This window comes from Butyrivibrio sp. FCS014 (genome assembly GCF_000526935.1).
GTDB lineage: Bacteria > Bacillota > Clostridia > Lachnospirales > Lachnospiraceae > Butyrivibrio.
In genome coordinates this window covers 129054-147970 of the sequence record NZ_JAHA01000007.1, presented here as the reverse complement: position 1 = coordinate 147970, position 18917 = coordinate 129054, and the positions used below count along the sequence as shown (strand labels likewise).

Here is an 18917-nt window from a genome sequence, read left to right as displayed (position 1 = left end):
TAATATCAGTTTTAACAAGCAATGCTAAAAGCATCCCCACACATCATATCTTTTATCATACTGGCAAATATCTACATCCATATCAGCAATCTCATCAGCATACAGCCGAATAAGATCACTAAGGGTCCTACGAAAAGCCATATTACTTGTCCTTACCTTCAATCCAATAATTTACCAAATGCAAAATGGTATTTATTGTAATGCTATCGAATCTTTAAATTCCGGTTTATTCTTCCATCAAGGATTATGTATTACATTTCTCTTTCCACTATTGGCAGTTCCTCTTACTTCTTCGTGGTAAAAGTAATCTACGATTGTTGGATGTCCTTTCTCTACTCTCTCATACGGAGTTTCATTATCAACAAACCTGCAATCATACTTTTTAGCCAGCTCTTCTGCTTTCTTTTCCAGCGCTTCAAAATAGCTGCGGTTCTTTTTATTATAGATTTCGTCATACAGCGGCACCAGATCCGGATGTTTATCGGAAATGTATTTCATGATATCTGCCTTAAAACCTCCGCGAAGATTCAGATTCTCAAGCCATACAAGGTCACACTGATCTTTTGTCCTGTCTATGATTGCTTCTATATCCGTAATCCCCGGGAACACGGGTGAAATGAAGCAAATTGTACGAATGCCTGCCGCATATACCTCTTTCATTGCAGCAAGCCTTCTTTCTATGCTTACTGCCGCATCCATATCATCTTTAAACTCTTCATCGAGAGTATTGATTGACCATGATACTGTAAGTCTGCTATTTTCATTGATCTCTTTTAGCAGATCCAGATCTCTTAGTACAAGGTCTGACTTTGTGCAGATAAGTATGTCCGCACCACTGTCCTTTAGTTCTTCCAGAAGTCTTCTTGTATTTTTATATGTTTCCTCTAGCGGATTATAACCATCCGTAACTGTTCCAATGATTATTTTCTGGCCGGCATACTTCTTTGGATTCTTTATTTCAGGCCAGTCTTTCACATCCATGAAAGTTCCCCATTCCTCCGTATGCCCTGTAAAGCGTTTCATAAAAGATGCGTAGCAGTATTTACAGGCATGGGGACACCCCACATAGGGATTCACCGAATATCCTCCAATAGGAGTATTCGATTTTGTCATTACACTTTTTGTTTCTATATGATTTACTTTGATTTCTGGTTGTTCCATATCCTCTGTTCCTCCAGCACTTTGTTAAAAGCATCCGGCATTTCCTGTATCATTTCTTCTCCCATAATCGGAACAAGATCTTCTTTCCAGAATACAGGAATGTTCAGTTCATGAGCCTGTTCTGTCAATGAATAAGCCCACCCGGGATCTGTTTTAACAGTCCTGCTCTTTGCACCTGTCATGGTTCCCACCACAATCCAGTCAATGCCTGTAAGATCAACCTTACCCGGATCATCGAACAAAGGCTCAAAGGTAACATGATATTTTTTTGCCTTCACATTGCTCCGCAGTGCATCAATACGCCATAACTCAGACTTTCTCGTAACTGTAACGCCAAACCATGCATTATCAAGATCTGTTTCAAAAGACAGAAGATCCGGTCGTTTGGTAAGAAAAAGAAACTGGTGCTGAGGATTCTCTGCTATCTTTTTAAAGACTTCCTCTCTCCATTCCTCATGCCAGCCCGAGAGATCGCTCATGCCGGTCAGCAGAAAATTCTGCGGCTTCTTCTTTTCCATCATACGAAGCTTTCCTTGAAAAAACTGTGGCTTTTCAAAATCATCTATGATGTGATAACGCCTCGTATTGTTTCTGGCATAGCAGTACGGACATCCAACAGTACACCCTATAACAAGATTCATGTTCTGAATCTGATCTTTAATACAGATACTCATTTGTCACTCCATTCCTCAAGGTTTACCCTGATGCGGTTAAGATACTCTTCAAACTGAAGAATCTCTTTATCCGTAAAATCACGATAATAAATATTCCCCATCTCATTTGATACGGAGTCATAAGCTTCTTTAAGTTCTTTGGCTTTATCCGTGAGGAACAGAAGAGTTTTTCTCTTATCAGCTTCATCAGTTTTGCGGCTTATCAGTCCGTTTTTTTCCATCCGCTCAAGCATGGTTGTAAGTGAAGTAATTGCAAGTCCGCTTTTCTCGGAAATAATTTTAATAGGAACACCATCTTCCTGCCATAAGACATAAAGAATCCTTCCCTGAGCTCCGTTGAATGCATCAATGTTTTTTTCTGCCAGTATCCTTTCAAATATACGATCACCCAGCTGTTTTATTTTTGTAACAAGAAATCCACCATTTGTCTTCATAATTAAATACTCCTATATCGTAGTTTTATACTACGATATAGGAGTATTTTTGTCAAGCACACATATCATAACTTCCAATTGCCAACTCATTAAAAGAGCTTGAGTCTGACGGACTTGTGGAGAGAAAGCAGTATGATGAGATGCCCGTAAGAGTAGAATACAATCTTACTGAGAAAACAAAAAGCCTCATCCCCATTCTCCTTGAACTGAAAAAATGGGGCGAGGACAATCTATAGTTTTAGCTATAAGTTTCAGCTCTTGCATACAGTGAATATTTATAGAGCATATCACCATCGCCATTTGCCCGGACACATGCTCCCAGTGTTTTTTTCATCATTTCATCCTGGGCCGCCACTTCAGAAGGAGTACCACAGACAACAATCTCTCCGCCATCCAGCACGCATATCCTATCGCTTATGGAAAAACTCATGGGAATATCATGTGATGCTATAAGGATTCCTGTCCCGGACTTTTTGAGATTCTCAAGTATTTTACATATATGCAGCTTGTGCGGAATATCAATGTCTGAAAGCGGCTCGTCCAAAAGCATATATCTGCTTTTTTGGGCAATAACCATCGCCAGATAAGAAAGCGTCCGCTCTCCTCCTGAGAGATCAGAAACCTTCTTCTGTCTGTAACTTTCAAGTCTTACCATTTTCAGCGCATCTTCAATTGCTGCTTTATCCTCAGCGTTTAATGTATGAGAAAAATCGCCAAACGAAAATCTACCATGTGAAATCAGCAGTGCAACACTCATATCTACAGGCAGAACCTGCTGTGGAAGAAATGAAATCATCCTTGCACGCTTTTTAGCGGGAAGTCTAGACACTTCTTTCTCGTCAATAAGTACATTCCCTCTATATTCAAGTTGTCCGTCAATTGTTTTTAAAAGTGTGGATTTTCCACTCCCATTGTTGCCAATAATTGATACTATCTCCGATGGTTTAAGGGCAAAACGATCAATATGAAGTTTTTGTACTCCGCCATATCCGGCAGTTAAGTTTGTGAGTTCTATCATCAGATCTGTCCTTTTACTTAATTCTCTTTTTTCGTGATATTATCATCAGGATAAAGAACGGGGCACCCAGGATTGACAGAATCATTCCCACTGGAAGTTCATAGGGATAGAATAAAGTCTTCGCTAGAGTATCTGCAAAAAGAACCAGTGCGCCGCCCCAGACTACACACAAAAGAACCTGCATTCTCGATCTTTCCGTCTCCATTCTTCTAACAAGATTGGGAATTATAAGTCCCACAAAGCTGATCAGTCCGCAACTGGTAACAGCAGCAGCGGACAAAAAAGCTGCCAGAAAAACACACAGATATCTGTAGGACCTAACTGAAACCCCCAGTCCCATCGCCATCTCATCACCAAGCTTAAACAGTTCCATTCCCGGTACAAGAAACAGTGCGCCGAAAGTTCCGATAACTACACATATCGTTGTCAAAACTATGAGCGGCATTGGTATACTCTGAAGGGACCCCAGCTGAAAAGCCGCCTTATCCGATACAGAATCGGGTCTTAATGTAATTATCAGGTTTGTGAATGCGCTCATCATTGCAGAAACCGCAACACCGGACAGGATCATTGTACTCTTTCTGCTTCCTGAATAGACAGATATAAGAAGAACCAGAGCAATCGAAACAATCGCTCCGGCAAAAGAAAATGCCCCTCTTAACAAGGCGCTGCCGTGAAGCAGGCATGAACCCACCAGGGCAAAAAGCCCTGCTCCACTATTTATTCCCATAACACTGGGAGCAGCAAGCTGGTTGTTCAAGGCTTCCTGCATTAGAAGTCCGGCTACAGAAAGACCGATTCCGCAGAATATTCCTGCAACGGCTCTTGGAGCCCTCACCCCTGAAAGGATAAGAAATGCGGTTTCATCTGCACCTTCCCTGCCAGTCAGAGCCTGTAAGAAATCAATAAATGACAAGCTCGCATTTGAGCTAAACAAAGCCAGAACAATCGCCGTAACGAGCAGGAAAAGTCCCACAATCATCCACTTATTCTTTTTCCAAGATGTCCTTAACATATTTGTACGCTTCATCCCACCTAGCATTTGGTTTGTAGTTAAAAAGATCTTTAGGAAGAATTATCAGTTTATCCTCCTTTACAGCTCTAAGCTCTTTAAACACAGCCTGGCTTTCAAATTCATCAGCAAAACTCTGCGCTGCCTTATCGTCATCTCCCATAAATACAACAAATATATAGTCAGGATCCTGAAGCGCAATCTCCTCAATGCTTAAGTCATTAAGTGCACTGTCATCATCTGCAATATTGTAAAGGCACAGATCATCCATGATATTACATGCGAAATGATCCTTCTTTAATGCTTTAGTTTTTGTGGCAGAAGCCTTGATACAAAGATAAGATGTTCCTTCAAACTTATCCCCCACTTCCGAAACAATACTGTCTATCCTTTTCTTTACTTCTGTGACATTCTTTTGATAAAGGTCGTCTCTTCCATTCATTTCCGAAAACATGTAGATCACATTATCGTAATCCTCAAAAGAATCCACAGTTATTGCAATTGTATAAACTGATAACTTATCCAGCTCAGCCTTAAGCTGTTCATGTGCCGCCAGCTCTCCTGAAAGAAGAACCAGATCAGGCTTAAGTGACAGGATTGCTTCTGTGCTTGGTTTTGATATCGTTCCAACACTTTCAGCTCCATCACTCAAGCCGTCAAGCTCAAAGGCATCCTCGGTCACCCCTTTCAGTGTGCCGCCTGATATGAGCCACATGTCCGCTATAGATTTAGACAGCGCCACTACACATTCATAATTGCTTTTCTGTATGCCCACAGTGTCATCTTTTTCCTGGGAATTCTCCGCATAAGAAGATGCGCAGCCACTCATAAAAGTGGCTGCGATCATACATAACACACTGATTACTGCTATTTTTTTCTTAACCGCCATACTTAGCATAGTTTTTTCCGCCCCAATAGATTCTGTCATTCACTTCTGCCTTAGGTCCCAGTTCAACCCCTTCAAAGATCCATTTCTTGAATTCCTCAAATCCGGTCCTGTCTACTATGTAGCCGATATGCTCCTTGTGTTCAACAGCATTAGGGTCAATATATTCCTCAATATAGGCGTATGTGTTTTTGACCATCTTAAGGATGCTCTCTTCATCTGCCCACTTGATAAAGTCCTCAGCAAGCCTTGGATTCTTTTTTCCTGTCCTTCCAAGAAGAACCACCCTGAAATAGTGCTCCCTGCTTCTGGTCCAGGCCCTTGTGGGGCAGTAAACAACGCATACACCGCAGCCTATGCACTTGTCTGTATCCCTTACAACCTTGCCGTTTACCAACTGCAAAGCACCTACAGATCTTCTCTTACAGTAATCAACGCAGGCTCCGCAGGCAACGCATCTGTCCTTGTTGTACTGGGGCTCCGTCATTCCAATGATTCCAAAATCCGCCATCCTTACCTTGCCGCAGTCGTTAGAACATCCGGTAAAGGCAATCTTTACATGTCTGTCATTGGGGTAGATGTTGTTTTCCATCTTCTGGGCAAAGGCCGTAGTATCATAACAGCCAAAGGGACAGAGCCTCGCACCGGGACAGGCTATCACATTTCGAGTTCCGGATGAAGGATAGCCTTTACTCTTTTCCGGCTGGTTAATCCTGAGGGCATCAATAACCTCCTGCACCTCAGCATTAACTTTGTCGACGTCCTCCAGTTTTATCCCCGGAATCTCAATACCCTGTCTGTTAGTTATATTGATAACGCCAGTGCCGTACTTCTCTGCAATTTCCACAACCTTGGCCATGGAAGCAGAATCAATCACGCCACCCGGGATACGGATTCTTGAGGCAGTCTCACCTCTTACCTTTGAGTATCTGAATGCATTCTTTTTAAGCTTTCCTACATTAACATCTAAATTTGCCATATCACGCCTCCTTAATCCACAAAGTCTTTTGCAACTTCATAGCTGAACACAGGGCCATCAAGGCAGATGTAGTGATCATTTACACGGCAGTGACCGCACTTGCCAAGGCCACAGCACATCTTCCTCTCGTGTGATACAGTGATGTTTGCATCAGTAAATCCCTTTTTCTTGAGCTCTATTATAGTAAATTTCATCATTGGAGGCGGGCCTACCACAACGGCTCTGGCCTTTGAAGGTTCTTTCAAAGGAAGCCCCTCAATGTATTTGGTAACAAGTCCGATGTTACCCTGATAACCTTCAGGCGCCCCATCAACAGTAAGCGTGAGATTCAGCTTAGAATCCCAGGCCTTTAGGTCATCTCTAAAGAGCATGTCCTCCGGTGATCTGAAACCCGCAACAACATATTTATCCGATGCATCAGGCATATCGGAAAGAGCCTGGATAACGCCTCTTACGGGGGATACTCCGGTTCCGCCTGCAACAACTACAACTTCGCAGTCTCTATATAGGTCAACGTCAAAGCCATTTCCGTAGGGGCCTCTAAGAAGAAGTGACTGCCCTTCATATCGCTCAAATACTTCATTGGTAACCCTGCCAACGCGGCGGATTGTCAGGTCAACAAAATTCTCTCCGATGCCACTGACCGAAATAGGTGCCTCTCCGTACTTAGGAATTGAAACTTCAAAAAACTGTCCGGGCTTTACTTCGCCCTTAAACTCCATCCTGAAGGTATACTCCTTCTCGGTGTGCTTTATAACTTCCAGGATTTTAGATGAAAAAGGAAGATATGGATTCAGAGTATTCATGAGTTCACCTCCTTTTTAACCGCATCGTTTACCTTGTTTATGATATTGGAAAAAGAGATGTACTCAGGGCAGATGTCATCGCATCTTCCGCAGCCAACGCACATCTGATAGCCAAATCTCTTCTTGAAATCGGAGATCTTGTGAAGAACCTTAAACCTCATCCTCTCTCCGTTCTTTCTTCTGTACTGACCTCCTCCGGCCACATCGGTGTAGCCATCAACCATACAGGAAGCAGATACTCTTCTTCTCTCTCCGACCCTGCCGTTGTCTGAGTAAAAGACATCCTGCATCGTATAACATGTGCAGGTAGGGCAGACGAAGTTGCATCTTCCACAGTTAATGCACCTGGTGGTGTACTCATCCCACAGATCGTCAGTGATGATCCTGCCCGGTATCTCATCAGGGATCTCAACTTTAACTTCATTTTCTGTTACAAATCGCGGAGTTACATCAAGCTCTTTTGCTCCTGCAGCAGCTTTAAAGAAGCTATCAAATTCCTTATCAAGGACATTTGAATGAATCTCACCGTCAATCAGATCCACAGAAAAAGCATACCCTTCCTCAAATTTATTTGAGTCCATGGATACACAGAAGCAGTTATCATAGGAATGGCCGCAGCCGATAAGGACAGGCTTAATCAGGTCTCTGCGGCGCTTATAGAAGGGATCTTTTGCGAGGCCATTATCAAGATAGATCTGGTCAAGACGTTTTAATCCGTTCAGATCGCAGCTCCTGCCAAATATCAGCACTTTCTTTTCACAAAGATCTGCCTCTTTTACTTCCTCTTCAGTGAAATACAAAAGCGTCTCCGAAAGAGGCGTAAGAAACTCCTTTGACGCATAGTCTGACTTCTTCTCCAGCTCAATTTCAGATGCATCTTTTATCTCATCATAGATTACGCAGTCCACGTCAGTGAATCTGCCTGCGCCTTTTTTGAGGACCGGAGCAAAGATGCGGTAATCTTTAAGAAGAGCGCTGACTAGGTCAGAAAAGCTCTCCTTATTAAGTACATAGCCCATAAAAACCTCCTTCCAAATAATTGCTTTATGGCCTCTTGCCTTTCCCGAGCAACATCCTCAGGAAGTTTAGAAGTACATATCCAACCAGCATGGAGGTCAGGAATATCTGAAGACCTGACAGCTGGGTCAATGCAAAACCTGCGTTTTCACTTCCATGACCATTTAGGTACGCAGCCATCTTGTTTGTTGCCACTATCCCTATTGCCATCGGGAAAGTAAGCCCTGCGAATCCCGGAGTAAAATCAAATGAAAAGAAATCCGGGAGTTTGATGATAATAAACAAGAGTGATGCCAAAACGCAAAAATATAAAAAGTACAAAAGTACCTGATTAGGAGCTTCATATACATTTAACAGGCTCACCACACAGAGGCTGCAAGGCGCCAGCACAACCGGCATGGTGTGATAGACCTGCGGCTTAACCGGCACCTTGATGAGTCTTACTATCATTACCGGAATGAGAATCAGATATATGATTATGCCGTACACAGTTATCACTTTTAAAAGGCCTGTCATGTTCATGGCACCGCCCGTGACACAGGCCACCATGATTCCGTTATAAGTAACAAACCAGCTGGGCACGGTGGTATTCACATCTCTTTTCAGGATCACGTTTCTGATAGTGAAAATGCAGATATGAACTGCATGGATGATAATTGCTAAAAGCCATATCCATTTTCCAAATGCCATTCCTTTCTCAAAGAAGAAGCTGCCAAGGATCATGAGGCACATGGTAAATCCCGCATAGAGACTGCAGGGAACCGTCTGCTTGTACTCCTCTATGCATGTTGATGAGCAGAGAATGATTTTAAAGATATAAGCCAGCACAACAGCTGTAGCACATATCATTATCAGCACTCTAAACCATGTATAGCCCATACCTCCATACACATTTCCAAGCGTGAGCGTTCCCACAAAAGTCGGAAGAACAGGAACCGGAAGCTTCTTTAATCGCTCCTTCATCAGCACCTCCTTTCATCAAAGGTCATATGCAAATTCCAGATTGGTTCTCTCATGGAAAAAGTCTGAGTAGTCAATCTCAAACAGTGGCTTCTTAACCTTCCTTACGTCTATCTTTCTGGCGATCATCTGCTGAAGGACACCGCCATAAGCAAGATCTCCCTGCAAAAGAGCTCCAACAATAATTCCATCCTTGGAGACAACCTTTTTGTATACGCCGTCCTTGTCATAAACATCAACTCTGTAGGTATCGTCAGGCGGCGTTACTGTTCCCAGAGACATTGTGTGTATACCTAAAAAGCTCATGGTAGATTTGCTTGCGAAAAAGTCAGTCATCTTCTCTTTCTTGCCTGCCATGTTTGCCGCTGCCACCATTCCCTCTTTTACTGCAACAGGCCAGATAGGACTTGTACCTGACACATCACCTGCACCGTAAACATCAGGATCGGATGTCTTACCGGTCTCGTCGTATACCAGGCCGAACTTAGAAAGCTCAAGTCCTGAATCCTGCAGGAATTCAACGTTGGATCGGACACCGGCTGTAACCACGAAATAATCGCAGGGAAGGACTTTTCCATCGCTAAGCTCTATTTCGTAGATCTTTCCATCTTTTACATGAACTTCATTCACTCCAACGCCGTAATATTGCTCCACTCCGTTTTCCTTAAAGGCATCAATATAGGTCTTAGCTGCCCTCTCATCCAACTGCCTGTTGAGGAGCCAGCCTGCAAAATCAACCAGTGTAACCTTTACTCCCATGTGAAGATAACCGGTAGCACAGTCGATGCCAATTAGCCCTGATCCCAGAACCACAATATTCTTGGCGGTCTTTGGCACCTCTTTTAGCACTTCGATATCATCTATGTTCCTGAAGCCAATGTAGTTATCAGCTTCGGAAAGCCCCTTGATTGGAGGAATGAAGGTATGGGATCCCGTGGCAATAAGGAGCTTTCCATACTTAATTTCCTCATTCCCATCAAGAACCAAAATATGTTCCTTTGGACGGAGAGATATTGATTCTCTCCCTTTCATCCAGTTCACATCGTAAACTTTGTCAAAGTCTTTCTCTGCAAAGTTGAGCCTCTCAAGAGTTCTTTCCCCACACAGATACTGGTGGAGTATGCATCTTGAATAAATGTGCTCATCCTTGGAAACAAGAATGATCTCTCCATCCTTATCTATTTTCCTGAGTTCTCTTATGGCGTTAATTCCTGCGGCAGATGATCCAATAATTACGTATCTCATTCCTTCACCTCCTCAAGAGTTATTGCGTGCATAGGACACTTCTCAACACACATGGGCATAGGAGTTTTGCCGTCCTCGCTCCTGTGAACGCACATATTACATTTCATGATCTCTTTCTGATGAATGCTGTCATACTTAAGTATTCCGTATGGACAGGACATTATGCACATGTAGCAGCTTGCACACTGGTTCTTGTCATATTCAACAAATCCGGTATCAGGATTCTTGTGCATTGCACCGGTCATGCAGGTATATGTGCACTCGGGTCTGTTGCAGTGCCTGCAGAAAATTGGGGCAGGCGTGGTCTCGGAATCAATTACCACTCTGTTTCTGGCATCGCCGCTCTCCGTCTCGTGACTGACCACGCAGGCCGTCACACAGGTAAGGCATCCAATGCATTTATCTCGGTCAATCTTTATTCTATACATTTATCAGCCCTCCCTTGCGATCTTTTCAAATCTGCAGGTTCCGCCCTTGTAGTTAGGCTCCCTGGAATACTTGTCATAGCTGGACGGCGTCAGCGCATTGCATTCAATATAATGAATTGGCGCATAAAGCTCGCCGTACTGAACGTTGTCTGATACCTTTACTGCAAATATTGCATCTTTTCCATTGGAAGAGAATACTCTTATCTCATCCATATCATGAATGTCATTTTCTTTAGCAAGCTGAGTATTCATATAAAGATAGGCTCTCTTTAAGGAAACGTCTTCAACAAACTTTACTTCCTTGGTCCTGCTCTGAGTGTGCCACTGACCAACAGAACCTCTTCCTGTGTTGAAAACAAGCGGGAACTTGTCAGTCACAGGAATCGGATTCTCAAGAGGTTCTTCATATATGAACTGCGCTTTACCTGATGGTGTAAAGAACTTACCGTCGGCATAGAGTCTTCTCTGCTCATCTGAAAGTTCTTTTTCATGACCTTCAGGATACGGCCACTGAATACCGTGCGAATCCGTCAGGTCATCCCAATGAATACCTGTGAAATCACATCCCTTTCCTCTTGAACATTCCCTGAGAAGATCGAAGCACTGTCTCGGGGTCTCCCATTTTGCTATAGCTTCTCCCATTCCAAGAGCCTTGGCTACTCCCAGGATGCACTCATAATCTGAGATCTCATTCTCGCCTCTGTCAAGGACTTTTCGCATCGCAGACAGGCGCCTCTCCATGTTGATATAGGTTCCTTCTTTTTTGATTCCGGGAACTACTGGGAAATAAACTGTGCAGTCCTCAGCGCTCTCTATTGTGTCGTAGATATCCTGAACCACAAACAACTCAAGTTTTTTTGCAGCCTCTGCAAAGGTCTCATTATTGGTCCAGCTGTGTCTTGGGTTGGTGCAGAGGATCCAAAGTCCCTTTATCTCTCCGGCATTGATGCCTTCTATGATCTTGTTATATGGAATCGTCGGCTTCTTCGCCATAAGCTCAGGCGTTATACCAACAATGTCGGCAATTCTCTTTCTCTCGGCCTCATCAGCAAAATCACCGCCTGCAAACAGACAGGTGGTATTGGAAAAGAGCCTTGAACCCATAGCATTGCACTGACCTGTTATAGAATTTCCGCCCGTACCAGGTTTACCGACATTTCCTGTCAGGAACGCCAGATTCATGATGGACTGGGCAGTTCTTACTGCCTCATATCCCTGGTTGACACCCATGGTCCACCAGAAGGAAACTGCTTTTCCGTTATGGATAAGTTCAAGGAGCTCTAAAATCTGATCTTCCGAAAGCCCTGTTGCCTTGCTTCCTCTCTCCAGAGTGAAATTCTTTACGAACTCCGCAAACCCTTCGTAGCCTTCAGTATGGTTATCAACGAAGTCATGATCCACATAGTCTTTTTCTATTATCAGATTTGCAAGTGTATACATAAGCGTAAGATCGCTTCTCCACTTCAGCGGATAGTGGTAGTCAGCGTTCCTTGCAGTCTCTGATTTTCGCGGATCAATGACAATTATCTTCGTGTCGGGAATCTTGTTGTTTCTTACTCGCTGCCAGATGATAGGATGCGCAACCACAGGATTTGCCCCTATGAATATGATCGTGTCAGAAAGTTCAAAGTCGTTAAGAGTATATCCGGGGGCATCATAGCCGAGAGTACCCTTGTGGGCAACAGCTGCTGATGCCATACAAAGTCTTGTATTTCCATCCACGTTGGTCTGAAGGAAATTTCTCATAACATGACCAAAGATGGCAAACTCTTCCAGAGTCAGCTGACCGGTGCTGATACCGGCTACACTCTCCCTGCCATATTTTTCCTGCAACTCCTTTAGTTTATCTGCAACATATTTAAAGCCCTCTTCCCAGGGTACCTCTTTAAAGCTTCCGTCAGCCTGCCTGATCTTCGGGAGCGCATTTGGCTTAACTGTTGTCTGCTGCTTGCTCAGGGATAATCCTTTGATACAGGAGAACCCATCATTGACGGGATATCCTTTCGTTGGAACTGTCTTGATGATTTTTCCATCTTCCACATAGAAATCCAGATTGCAGTCGATGGCACAAAAATTACACGTAGATTGAACCTTTTTGACCATTTACCTTCTCCTTTAGACATACTTGTCATAACTATAACCCACCAATCTAATCATAACATTTTAGTCATTCTTCGTGGGCGTTCAGTCGTTAATTTATAGATTATTTACAAACCAATATGGTATAATCAGTTTGTAGAAAATCTCCGAGCTTTTAAGCCTAAAAAGCTTTAGTCTTCATGGCTTTTAAGACGCAGACAAATACTCTGCCGGGGTGCAGATGGAAACAGAAGCGCCTTCCTTATTGAAAAGGAGAACATAATGAAAAAAGCTGATCTCAGAAGCCTTATTTTTATGGCTTTATGCTGCGATCTTGGTTTGTTTGCCAAAAAACTGATATCTCCCGCAGCAAATTTCATAACTGAATTTCTTCATATCCCAGGTGGTATTGCCACCAGCTTCTCCCTACTGTTTTTAGTCATAGCGGCTGCACTTATGCCATTTCCTTTCTGTGCTACAATCATGGGCATTGTCCAGAGCCTTCTTGCATTGTGTTTTGGAATGACCGGCAGCATGGGCGCTCTTGCGCCTATCGGCTACATCCTTCCTGGAATCATGATTGATCTGGTTTTCTTTTTAGCAGAGAAAACTTCCGGTCGACGCGATAATGGAATACTGATTTCGTCTATAATTGCTTCTATTACGGCTTGTCTTACCGCAAACTTCATTGTGTTCAAATTAAGTGGAATAGTTCTTTTTGTATATGCACTGGTTGCTACCACAAGCGGTTCCATCTGCGGGCTTTTGGGAGAGAAACTTATAGAAAGGCTCCACCCGGTCATCGGTCCAGATAAAGCCACCGCAAAAATACCATATAAAAACAAGGAGACAACATGAAGAAAAAAAGTATTGTTATCGTCATCATTCTGCTAGTAATTACCTGCATTGCATCTGTTTTCTATTTGAGGTCAAGAAATGATGCGCCAAAAGGGAATCTGGCTATTATTAATGGGGATAAAACAGTTCTCATTGACCCCTTTAGCGGGAGCCTGGTTTCAGTAAAGGGCATTACCATAAATGCCAAGGGGCAGGAAAAGGATGTAGATGAGATCGGAATATCACTAAAGGATTCCATTTCAAAATCAGGACTTGATAAGGCCGGTTTCACAAAAGCCCGGGTTGTATCATCAGATGAATTTGCCGCTGAAATTTCTTTTGACGAAATAAACGAAGATGGTAAAGCTTATCTTGCAAAACAGCAGGAAGACGACGGAAGCACCAGTGCAAGACTGTATGTGTTCGGTGACAGCGACTCAAAACGTCAGGTGAAGAATGTTGTGAGGATTGAACTTTTAAATGAATGAGTTTGACGGAATTGTTTTGGCAGGCGGAAAAAGCAAAAGAATGGGAACGGACAAGTCAGAAATCATTCTTGATGGAAAGTCCTTCCTCCAGATACAGACAGATAAACTAATAGACCTTGGTGCCGGCAGGGTCTATGTTTCTGGTAAATCTTCTCCTATCCCATATGCCCACCACATAATGGATATAATACCTGACATGGGCCCACTGGGAGGTCTCTATTCCTGCTTTTTGGAATGTAACTGCAGCAATGCACTTGTACTCAGCGTTGATGTTCCGCTTATCTCAAGCCAAACATTGGAGAGCCTTCTAAAGAAGCATTTCTCCGGAAATTTTGATGCCACTATTCTGTCCCATGATGGTAAAGATGAGCCGCTCATCGCTGTTTACAAAACAGATACAACAGCTATTCTAGAGAAACTTATTGCACAAAAAAAGCTGGCAGTAAGAGCCTTTCTTGATAGGCTTACCTGCCAGCATTATGAGTTTATGGGTGATCATCAGGAGCTGATCAATTGTAATTCGAAGGATGATCTCCGTCTGCTTTCCATCCATAATGCAGAACCACATATCCTTAATCTCATCTCCTGTTCCTTCAAAAATTGATACACATATTTCTGCATTTATTTAGATATCAGATAATGATACTTTTTGTTCTGAGTAAAGAGGAATCTGGAAGTTGGTCCGCATAATCTTGATGTCAATATCTGTAAGTGGCTTGATCCTTGAATCCTTCCCAACTTTTACCATGATTGCACTGCCGACAAGATATCTTGCATATCCCGTATCCATTATGCTGTTCCCGGAAAAGCACAAAAGATAATCATCTCCAATAGGAGCTGCATATCCATCCTGTCCTATCCCATCAAAGATTCTGTCCATCTCATCAGTATTGACTGATCGGAAGTTTTCGTCCGTACCAATAACAAGACCCTTTCTGATATCTCCACTTACATCCGCCATAAAGTTACCAGGGAACTTGATGATTCCATCTGTAACCGGATCAAGTTCAATCTTTATCTTAAGTTCCTCCATCGCTTTCACGCTGCCTTTCTTAGTTTCTTGTGTTCATCCATGATCTTGGCCATGCATGGAAAACAGAAAGTTGTTCCATTTCCATAAGGGCATGGAGTTTTGCAGTTATGCGGTTTTAACCCTGCCACTGGGATCGGATCCCTTGTACCCTGAAAACTCTTACCACCACTGTATTTGTCTCTGTTGTATTGTGCTGACATCTCTTTATCCCCCTCATAAAAAGAAATACTTTCTGCAAAAATGGACGCCGGTCCGGAAACTTTACAGACCAGCGCCCATATGATCAGATGGCTGCTTCGCCCTTGGACTTACTGCCAATATCAGCAGCATCCTTCTTAGGTGCCTTTGAAGCCTCTTCCTTAGCAGCCTTAAGCTCTCCAAGAAGAGATTTCTTCTCGGCTGCCTTTTCCTCTTTTGCTGCCTGGCGCTCTACGAACTTCTCACCAAGCTCAAAGACCTTATTCTGCGCATCATAGTGATACACGTTATCAGTGAGCTGGTCAGCAGGATCCACTGTGGTAGCATTGACCTCTTTTACCATGTTCTCCAGGCTCTTGAGATCGAAGTTACCATTGTCAGGAATAATCAGAAGTTCGTGTATAGAACTTGGCAAAATGAAAAAGCTCTGATTATTAACTCTCTCAGATGCCTTCTCCATAAAATCGTTATATGCCAGCACTCCGGCACCATGTACGTTTCCTTCTACAGATGCAACAAACATCTGCTCCTGCTCAGGTGGAATGTTAAGACCAAGCATCTCAAGGTCCTCAACTCCCATCTGCTTTGCAAGCACCTCTGCCATTCCCTCGATGACAAGAGGTCGAATCTCAGGTGCGTTCTTAACAGCGTCCTCATGAAGCTGCTCGGGAGTGATGCCGTAGTTATCAAGCATCTGATTGGTAACAAGGATTGTACCGGAACCCTGTGAAGTCTCACCGATCACAAATCGGTAAACAACAGCCATGTCCTCAATGTCCTTATGAGGTACTGTCTCCAGGAGCTCAGCGTTCCTCTCTGCAGAAACAACTTCCATGGCAAGAGTTGATTTCATCTTGTCATAATCAGTGAAGGCATCGATGTCAAAGTCCGGTCTGTTCTCAAGAGCAGTTCCAGCAACTTCTGTAGCGCCTGTCACGATAGTGTCATAAGGTCTGCCCTCTTCGTAGTCCTTGTAGAGTGAATCTACGTTAAGGTTTACACCGATGACGCCATCCTCAGGCTTTACAGTGAGTGCTTCGTAAGTTTCATTCATCTTGTCGATCTTGTGACTCTCTACAGCAACCTCTTTTCCATATCTCTCGTAGAACTGCTCCTTCACATCATTGGCCAGATTCTCTTTAAATGTCTCAAAGTCCATTTTTAATTTCCCCTCTCTTATCCAAATGTTTTAAGGCATGAAAAAACACTGTGTAATGACATCCCTGTCAAAACACAGTGCTTCATTTCAGGTTATTCTTTTGCAAAAGAAATACGCCCCGCGGTATGTGAAGCTGTGCATCTCATATCACTTGGCGCATTATAATAATATCATGCCTAAAAAATGATAAAAAGGTGAAGTTAGGGGCGAAAAAGGGGCATAAGAGGGGCAAATCGGGGCACTGGAAAATTTCATAGACTATGATTACTCCAAATCTCGATTCTTTCTCAGTTATACCGCAAGTTACTGCTTCTTTGCTTCTATCTTTTTAGGGTATCATCCAAAATTTCTTTTCTCAGTTCAGTAAGCCAATCTGAGAATGCAACAGTATCAAATGCATATGTTTTATTAAGCTCATACTCGTTTTCTGACCATGTATCTATAGGAGATTCATTGTGCTGTATAAGAGCTTCGAGCTTATCAAGAGACTTGTATAGCTTTGCTTCCTTAGTTTCCTGCGCATCCATCTCTTTGTATAACCCGGCGATATCTCTGGATAATTCCTCCGGCAGTGATTGCACCCATTTGTTGAGAAGCAAATCCTCAACTTCTCTGTCATCATCTGTTTTGATAAAGGTTGGAATATCACCAGTAAAGCATTCCCCAAGATCATGGATGAGGCACATGTCTACAACTTTATCCATATCCAGATCCGGAAACTCATGCCTTAGAAGAAATGCCATCAGCGAAATACGCCAACTATGTTCAGCAACACTCTCTGTCCGCCTTTTTGTAGTAGTGCAATGGCGTGGCGTATCTTTCAATCTCTCAGCAATGTGTAAAATATCCAGGTATTCTCTAGCGTTCATACTAATCCTCCCAAGTAAAAGATTTACCCTGCCAGTTGCATAACCCATGCCAGGATTGCCGCAAGTATTGGAAATCCGATCAAAGGCCCAATCCATTTAACCGCCAGTGTTTTCCCGTGAATATAAGGCATGAGCTCCTCTGTTCCCGGGATATTCTTCCTTCATTTGCTTTCAAATCACCTATTTGTTGCTTTAATCGCGCCTAAGCAATGTATCCTTACTACGCGGTTACTATCTGTCTCTGACATTTTCTGTAACTGCGTAATGTATGGCCTGACAAACTCCGGTCTGCGTTTACCAAGGACCCGGAATATCTCAGGTGCTTCCATTCTTACCTTATCGTCCGTATCGTGTAGAAGACTTTCAAACACAGACATATATCCTTCATAAATATCCGGTGTATTTGTAGCAATGTTTTCAGACGCCCAGATGAAGCTCAGCCTGACCTTTGGATCCTCATCAGAAGCGAATTTGAACAAGTCCTCCCAGTATTCCTGAATCAAATAATAGTCGGCTCTACCTATCCTTCCTAGCGCATTAACCGCTCTTTCTCTTAAAAGCGGCACCTGGCTATCGCAAAAAGAAACTATCTCTTTAACATAATCTTTTACTTTCTTTGGATGTTCAAGCCCCATCTCACCAAGCAGCCATAGGGCCTTTGCTTTAATTTTTTCAGATTCGTGAGCAAGAAGCGATGACACATACGGAATGTTTTCTTCCCACCTGCTCTTATCCTTTGTTAAAACTCCAAGTTCCTTATACAGCGCTGATTCGTTCACCCCATCTTCTCCCTATATCAATCTTCATTCGATATAACGCCAGTTTCAGCCTAAATAAAAAAAGCAATACCGCAATTTACAGGAAAAATCTTTTTAAAATACCCCACTGTCATCACAAGCCATTGATCCTGAACAATTATATCAAATGCCTTCATGATATATAGCAGTATTACAAATCGAATAGTAAGCTTCCGGAAACCATAAGTTCCTTAGCAGCAAGTCTTACATCCTCCGGAAGAAAACGTAATACTAACGCAACGACAATTGTTTTTATCATTTCAAACTACTCCAAGTTGCTATTTTTTCTTTTTATATCCACAATCGCAATATGGTCCGCCGGATGCGAGAGTATATTCTCTAGCAAAAGTTGAGGCGCCTCCAAATTCGCTCATAGTGTAGTCAAGATGGCACATAGCAGGAACCAGCTCAAATAATCCGTATTCTTTCATGAGGGTACAGATACCACACTTTGTGAACCTCGCCTCATATCCGCTTCCATCCTCATAGGGCAGGTACTCCATATTCCAGGAATAAGGATTTCTGTCAGCCGCTTTTAGAGCCGCCGTCTTCTTCATTCCCTCAATATCTTTATCTGTGAACTTCTGCTTCCCTCCCAATTTGCAGAATGCTTTGGTCGCAAAGTTTGTCATGGCGTGCTCATAGTATGTGGTTGCCTCGGCAGCCGTTGGTTTTCTGTCCATACTAAGAAATACAGATGTCAGAATGGCGCAATTTACAATATTCGCCTTGAACCTGTCGCCTTTTTCAAATTCAGGGAGCTTGCTAATGATCTCTTTGTATTTTGGCTTTGCCTTTGCCATAATCCGCTTTGCCTCTTCGGGGCTTTTCTTAAGG

The 18917-nt window shown here is 43.0% G+C and carries 23 protein-coding genes and 1 riboswitch; of the genes, 4 read left to right on the top strand and 19 right to left on the bottom strand.

What is annotated here, in order from left to right; all coding sequences use genetic code 11:
• Window positions 1-237 precede the first annotated feature (237 nt).
• Genes T456_RS0106895 through T456_RS0106885 form a run of 3 tightly spaced genes read right to left on the bottom strand, consistent with a single transcriptional unit; the run spans window position 238 to window position 2269 of the window.
• Window positions 238-1161: a radical SAM mobile pair protein B gene (locus T456_RS0106895; RefSeq protein WP_024865505.1), complete on the bottom strand. Its 924-nt coding sequence runs from the start codon at window positions 1159-1161 to the stop codon at window positions 238-240.
• Window positions 1137-1835 (bottom strand): radical SAM mobile pair protein A, encoded by a 699-nt coding sequence (locus T456_RS0106890; RefSeq protein ID WP_022762011.1) that lies wholly within the window; start codon window positions 1833-1835, stop codon window positions 1137-1139. The genes T456_RS0106895 and T456_RS0106890 overlap by 25 nt, the downstream gene beginning before the upstream one ends.
• The gene (locus T456_RS0106885; protein ID WP_013282512.1) at window positions 1832-2269 is read right to left on the bottom strand and encodes a radical SAM mobile pair system MarR family transcriptional regulator; all 438 of its coding nucleotides are present in this window, start codon (window positions 2267-2269) and stop codon (window positions 1832-1834) included. Before T456_RS0106885 ends, T456_RS0106890 begins: the two co-directional genes overlap by 4 nt.
• A gap of 77 nt (window positions 2270-2346) precedes the next feature.
• Here T456_RS0106885 and T456_RS24050 point away from each other — a divergent pair, with 77 nt between their 5' ends.
• Window positions 2347-2505, top strand: coding sequence for a winged helix-turn-helix transcriptional regulator (locus tag T456_RS24050; RefSeq protein WP_081749011.1), 159 nt, complete (start codon window positions 2347-2349; stop codon window positions 2503-2505).
• 2 nt (window positions 2506-2507) lie between these two features.
• Here the strand turns inward: T456_RS24050 and T456_RS0106875 are convergent, their stop codons facing one another.
• From T456_RS0106875 to T456_RS0106830, 10 genes are read right to left on the bottom strand one after another with little or no spacing between them, the layout of a single operon-like run.
• Entirely contained in the window at window positions 2508-3287 is a 780-nt protein-coding gene (locus T456_RS0106875; protein ID WP_024865504.1) for an ABC transporter ATP-binding protein, read from the bottom strand.
• A gap of 13 nt (window positions 3288-3300) precedes the next feature.
• The gene (locus T456_RS0106870) at window positions 3301-4302 is read right to left on the bottom strand and encodes a FecCD family ABC transporter permease (protein ID WP_024865503.1); all 1002 of its coding nucleotides are present in this window, start codon (window positions 4300-4302) and stop codon (window positions 3301-3303) included.
• Window positions 4274-5197 carry an ABC transporter substrate-binding protein gene (locus tag T456_RS0106865; protein WP_022766784.1) on the bottom strand — a complete coding sequence of 308 codons (924 nt, stop codon included), beginning with the start codon at window positions 5195-5197 and terminating at the stop codon, window positions 4274-4276. Before T456_RS0106865 ends, T456_RS0106870 begins: the two co-directional genes overlap by 29 nt.
• The gene (gene asrC, locus T456_RS0106860; RefSeq protein WP_024865502.1) at window positions 5178-6164 is read right to left on the bottom strand and encodes a sulfite reductase subunit C; all 987 of its coding nucleotides are present in this window, start codon (window positions 6162-6164) and stop codon (window positions 5178-5180) included. The genes T456_RS0106865 and asrC overlap by 20 nt, the downstream gene beginning before the upstream one ends.
• 11 nt (window positions 6165-6175) lie before the next feature.
• Window positions 6176-6970, bottom strand: a complete 795-nt coding sequence (asrB, locus tag T456_RS0106855; RefSeq protein WP_022766786.1) for an anaerobic sulfite reductase subunit AsrB — start codon at window positions 6968-6970, stop codon at window positions 6176-6178.
• On the bottom strand, window positions 6967-7989 hold the full coding sequence (gene asrA / locus T456_RS0106850; RefSeq protein ID WP_022766787.1) for an anaerobic sulfite reductase subunit AsrA: 1023 nt from the start codon (window positions 7987-7989) through the stop codon (window positions 6967-6969). Before asrA ends, asrB begins: the two co-directional genes overlap by 4 nt.
• 25 nt (window positions 7990-8014) lie before the next feature.
• Window positions 8015-8950, bottom strand: a complete 936-nt coding sequence (locus T456_RS0106845) for a TDT family transporter (RefSeq protein WP_022766788.1) — start codon at window positions 8948-8950, stop codon at window positions 8015-8017.
• Window positions 8951-8965: 15 nt separating this feature from the next.
• A complete protein-coding gene (locus T456_RS0106840; protein ID WP_024865501.1) occupies window positions 8966-10192 on the bottom strand; it encodes an NAD(P)/FAD-dependent oxidoreductase in 1227 nt (408 codons plus the stop codon).
• Complete coding sequence (locus T456_RS0106835; protein WP_022766790.1) at window positions 10189-10620, bottom strand: 4Fe-4S dicluster domain-containing protein; 432 nt, start codon at window positions 10618-10620, stop codon at window positions 10189-10191. Before T456_RS0106835 ends, T456_RS0106840 begins: the two co-directional genes overlap by 4 nt.
• Before the next feature lie 3 nt (window positions 10621-10623).
• Entirely contained in the window at window positions 10624-12723 is a 2100-nt protein-coding gene (locus T456_RS0106830; protein ID WP_024865500.1) for a molybdopterin oxidoreductase family protein, read from the bottom strand.
• Window positions 12724-12852: 129 nt separating this feature from the next.
• A riboswitch (molybdenum cofactor riboswitch) is annotated at window positions 12853-12991 on the top strand.
• On the opposite strand from T456_RS0106830, the gene T456_RS22365 reads away from it, so the two are divergent.
• The 3 genes from T456_RS22365 to mobA all read left to right on the top strand — a co-directional run bounded on the left by T456_RS22365 (window position 12982) and on the right by mobA (window position 14628).
• Window positions 12982-13557, top strand: coding sequence for a hypothetical protein (locus tag T456_RS22365; protein WP_024865499.1), 576 nt, complete (start codon window positions 12982-12984; stop codon window positions 13555-13557). (Overlaps the previous riboswitch by 10 nt.)
• Window positions 13554-14024, top strand: coding sequence for a hypothetical protein (locus T456_RS0106820; RefSeq protein WP_024865498.1), 471 nt, complete (start codon window positions 13554-13556; stop codon window positions 14022-14024). The genes T456_RS22365 and T456_RS0106820 overlap by 4 nt, the downstream gene beginning before the upstream one ends.
• A complete protein-coding gene (gene mobA / locus T456_RS0106815; RefSeq protein ID WP_024865497.1) occupies window positions 14017-14628 on the top strand; it encodes a molybdenum cofactor guanylyltransferase in 612 nt (203 codons plus the stop codon). The genes T456_RS0106820 and mobA overlap by 8 nt, the downstream gene beginning before the upstream one ends.
• Before the next feature lie 21 nt (window positions 14629-14649).
• Here the strand turns inward: mobA and T456_RS0106810 are convergent, their stop codons facing one another.
• The 6 genes from T456_RS0106810 to T456_RS0106775 form a co-directional block, all read right to left on the bottom strand.
• Entirely contained in the window at window positions 14650-15066 is a 417-nt protein-coding gene (locus T456_RS0106810) for a hypothetical protein (protein ID WP_155838034.1), read from the bottom strand.
• Complete coding sequence (locus T456_RS0106805) at window positions 15063-15257, bottom strand: hypothetical protein (RefSeq protein ID WP_022769906.1); 195 nt, start codon at window positions 15255-15257, stop codon at window positions 15063-15065. Before T456_RS0106805 ends, T456_RS0106810 begins: the two co-directional genes overlap by 4 nt.
• Before the next feature lie 83 nt (window positions 15258-15340).
• Window positions 15341-16414: a DUF5688 family protein gene (locus T456_RS0106800; RefSeq protein WP_022769904.1), complete on the bottom strand. Its 1074-nt coding sequence runs from the start codon at window positions 16412-16414 to the stop codon at window positions 15341-15343.
• 320 nt (window positions 16415-16734) lie between these two features.
• On the bottom strand, window positions 16735-17283 hold the full coding sequence (locus T456_RS19365; RefSeq protein ID WP_022769903.1) for an HD domain-containing protein: 549 nt from the start codon (window positions 17281-17283) through the stop codon (window positions 16735-16737).
• Window positions 17284-17459: 176 nt separating this feature from the next.
• Window positions 17460-18062, bottom strand: a complete 603-nt coding sequence (locus tag T456_RS0106785) for a sister chromatid cohesion protein PDS5 (RefSeq protein ID WP_022769900.1) — start codon at window positions 18060-18062, stop codon at window positions 17460-17462.
• Between the two features lie 296 nt (window positions 18063-18358).
• The gene (locus tag T456_RS0106775) at window positions 18359-18883 is read right to left on the bottom strand and encodes an L-2-amino-thiazoline-4-carboxylic acid hydrolase (protein WP_242835887.1); all 525 of its coding nucleotides are present in this window, start codon (window positions 18881-18883) and stop codon (window positions 18359-18361) included.
• Between the last annotated feature and the right edge of the window lie 34 nt (window positions 18884-18917).

What these genes read in the sequence shown, in the direction of transcription:
- T456_RS0106895 (WP_024865505.1), bottom strand. Translation starts at nt 1,161, where the DNA reads ATGGAACAACCAGAAATCAAAGTAAATCATATAGAAACAAAAAGTGTA.
- T456_RS0106890 (WP_022762011.1), bottom strand. Translation starts at nt 1,835, where the DNA reads ATGAGTATCTGTATTAAAGATCAGATTCAGAACATGAATCTTGTTATA.
- T456_RS0106885 (WP_013282512.1), bottom strand. Translation starts at nt 2,269, where the DNA reads ATGAAGACAAATGGTGGATTTCTTGTTACAAAAATAAAACAGCTGGGT.
- T456_RS0106875 (WP_024865504.1), bottom strand. Translation starts at nt 3,287, where the DNA reads ATGATAGAACTCACAAACTTAACTGCCGGATATGGCGGAGTACAAAAA.
- T456_RS0106870 (WP_024865503.1), bottom strand. Translation starts at nt 4,302, where the DNA reads ATGTTAAGGACATCTTGGAAAAAGAATAAGTGGATGATTGTGGGACTT.
- T456_RS0106865 (WP_022766784.1), bottom strand. Translation starts at nt 5,197, where the DNA reads ATGCTAAGTATGGCGGTTAAGAAAAAAATAGCAGTAATCAGTGTGTTA.
- asrC (WP_024865502.1), bottom strand. Translation starts at nt 6,164, where the DNA reads ATGGCAAATTTAGATGTTAATGTAGGAAAGCTTAAAAAGAATGCATTC.
- asrB (WP_022766786.1), bottom strand. Translation starts at nt 6,970, where the DNA reads ATGAATACTCTGAATCCATATCTTCCTTTTTCATCTAAAATCCTGGAA.
- asrA (WP_022766787.1), bottom strand. Translation starts at nt 7,989, where the DNA reads ATGGGCTATGTACTTAATAAGGAGAGCTTTTCTGACCTAGTCAGCGCT.
- T456_RS0106845 (WP_022766788.1), bottom strand. Translation starts at nt 8,950, where the DNA reads ATGAAGGAGCGATTAAAGAAGCTTCCGGTTCCTGTTCTTCCGACTTTT.
- T456_RS0106840 (WP_024865501.1), bottom strand. Translation starts at nt 10,192, where the DNA reads ATGAGATACGTAATTATTGGATCATCTGCCGCAGGAATTAACGCCATA.
- T456_RS0106835 (WP_022766790.1), bottom strand. Translation starts at nt 10,620, where the DNA reads ATGTATAGAATAAAGATTGACCGAGATAAATGCATTGGATGCCTTACC.
- T456_RS0106830 (WP_024865500.1), bottom strand. Translation starts at nt 12,723, where the DNA reads ATGGTCAAAAAGGTTCAATCTACGTGTAATTTTTGTGCCATCGACTGC.
- T456_RS22365 (WP_024865499.1), top strand. Translation starts at nt 12,982, where the DNA reads ATGAAAAAAGCTGATCTCAGAAGCCTTATTTTTATGGCTTTATGCTGC.
- T456_RS0106820 (WP_024865498.1), top strand. Translation starts at nt 13,554, where the DNA reads ATGAAGAAAAAAAGTATTGTTATCGTCATCATTCTGCTAGTAATTACC.
- mobA (WP_024865497.1), top strand. Translation starts at nt 14,017, where the DNA reads ATGAATGAGTTTGACGGAATTGTTTTGGCAGGCGGAAAAAGCAAAAGA.
- T456_RS0106805 (WP_022769906.1), bottom strand. Translation starts at nt 15,257, where the DNA reads ATGTCAGCACAATACAACAGAGACAAATACAGTGGTGGTAAGAGTTTT.
- T456_RS0106800 (WP_022769904.1), bottom strand. Translation starts at nt 16,414, where the DNA reads ATGGACTTTGAGACATTTAAAGAGAATCTGGCCAATGATGTGAAGGAG.
- T456_RS19365 (WP_022769903.1), bottom strand. Translation starts at nt 17,283, where the DNA reads ATGAACGCTAGAGAATACCTGGATATTTTACACATTGCTGAGAGATTG.
- T456_RS0106775 (WP_242835887.1), bottom strand. Translation starts at nt 18,883, where the DNA reads ATGGCAAAGGCAAAGCCAAAATACAAAGAGATCATTAGCAAGCTCCCT.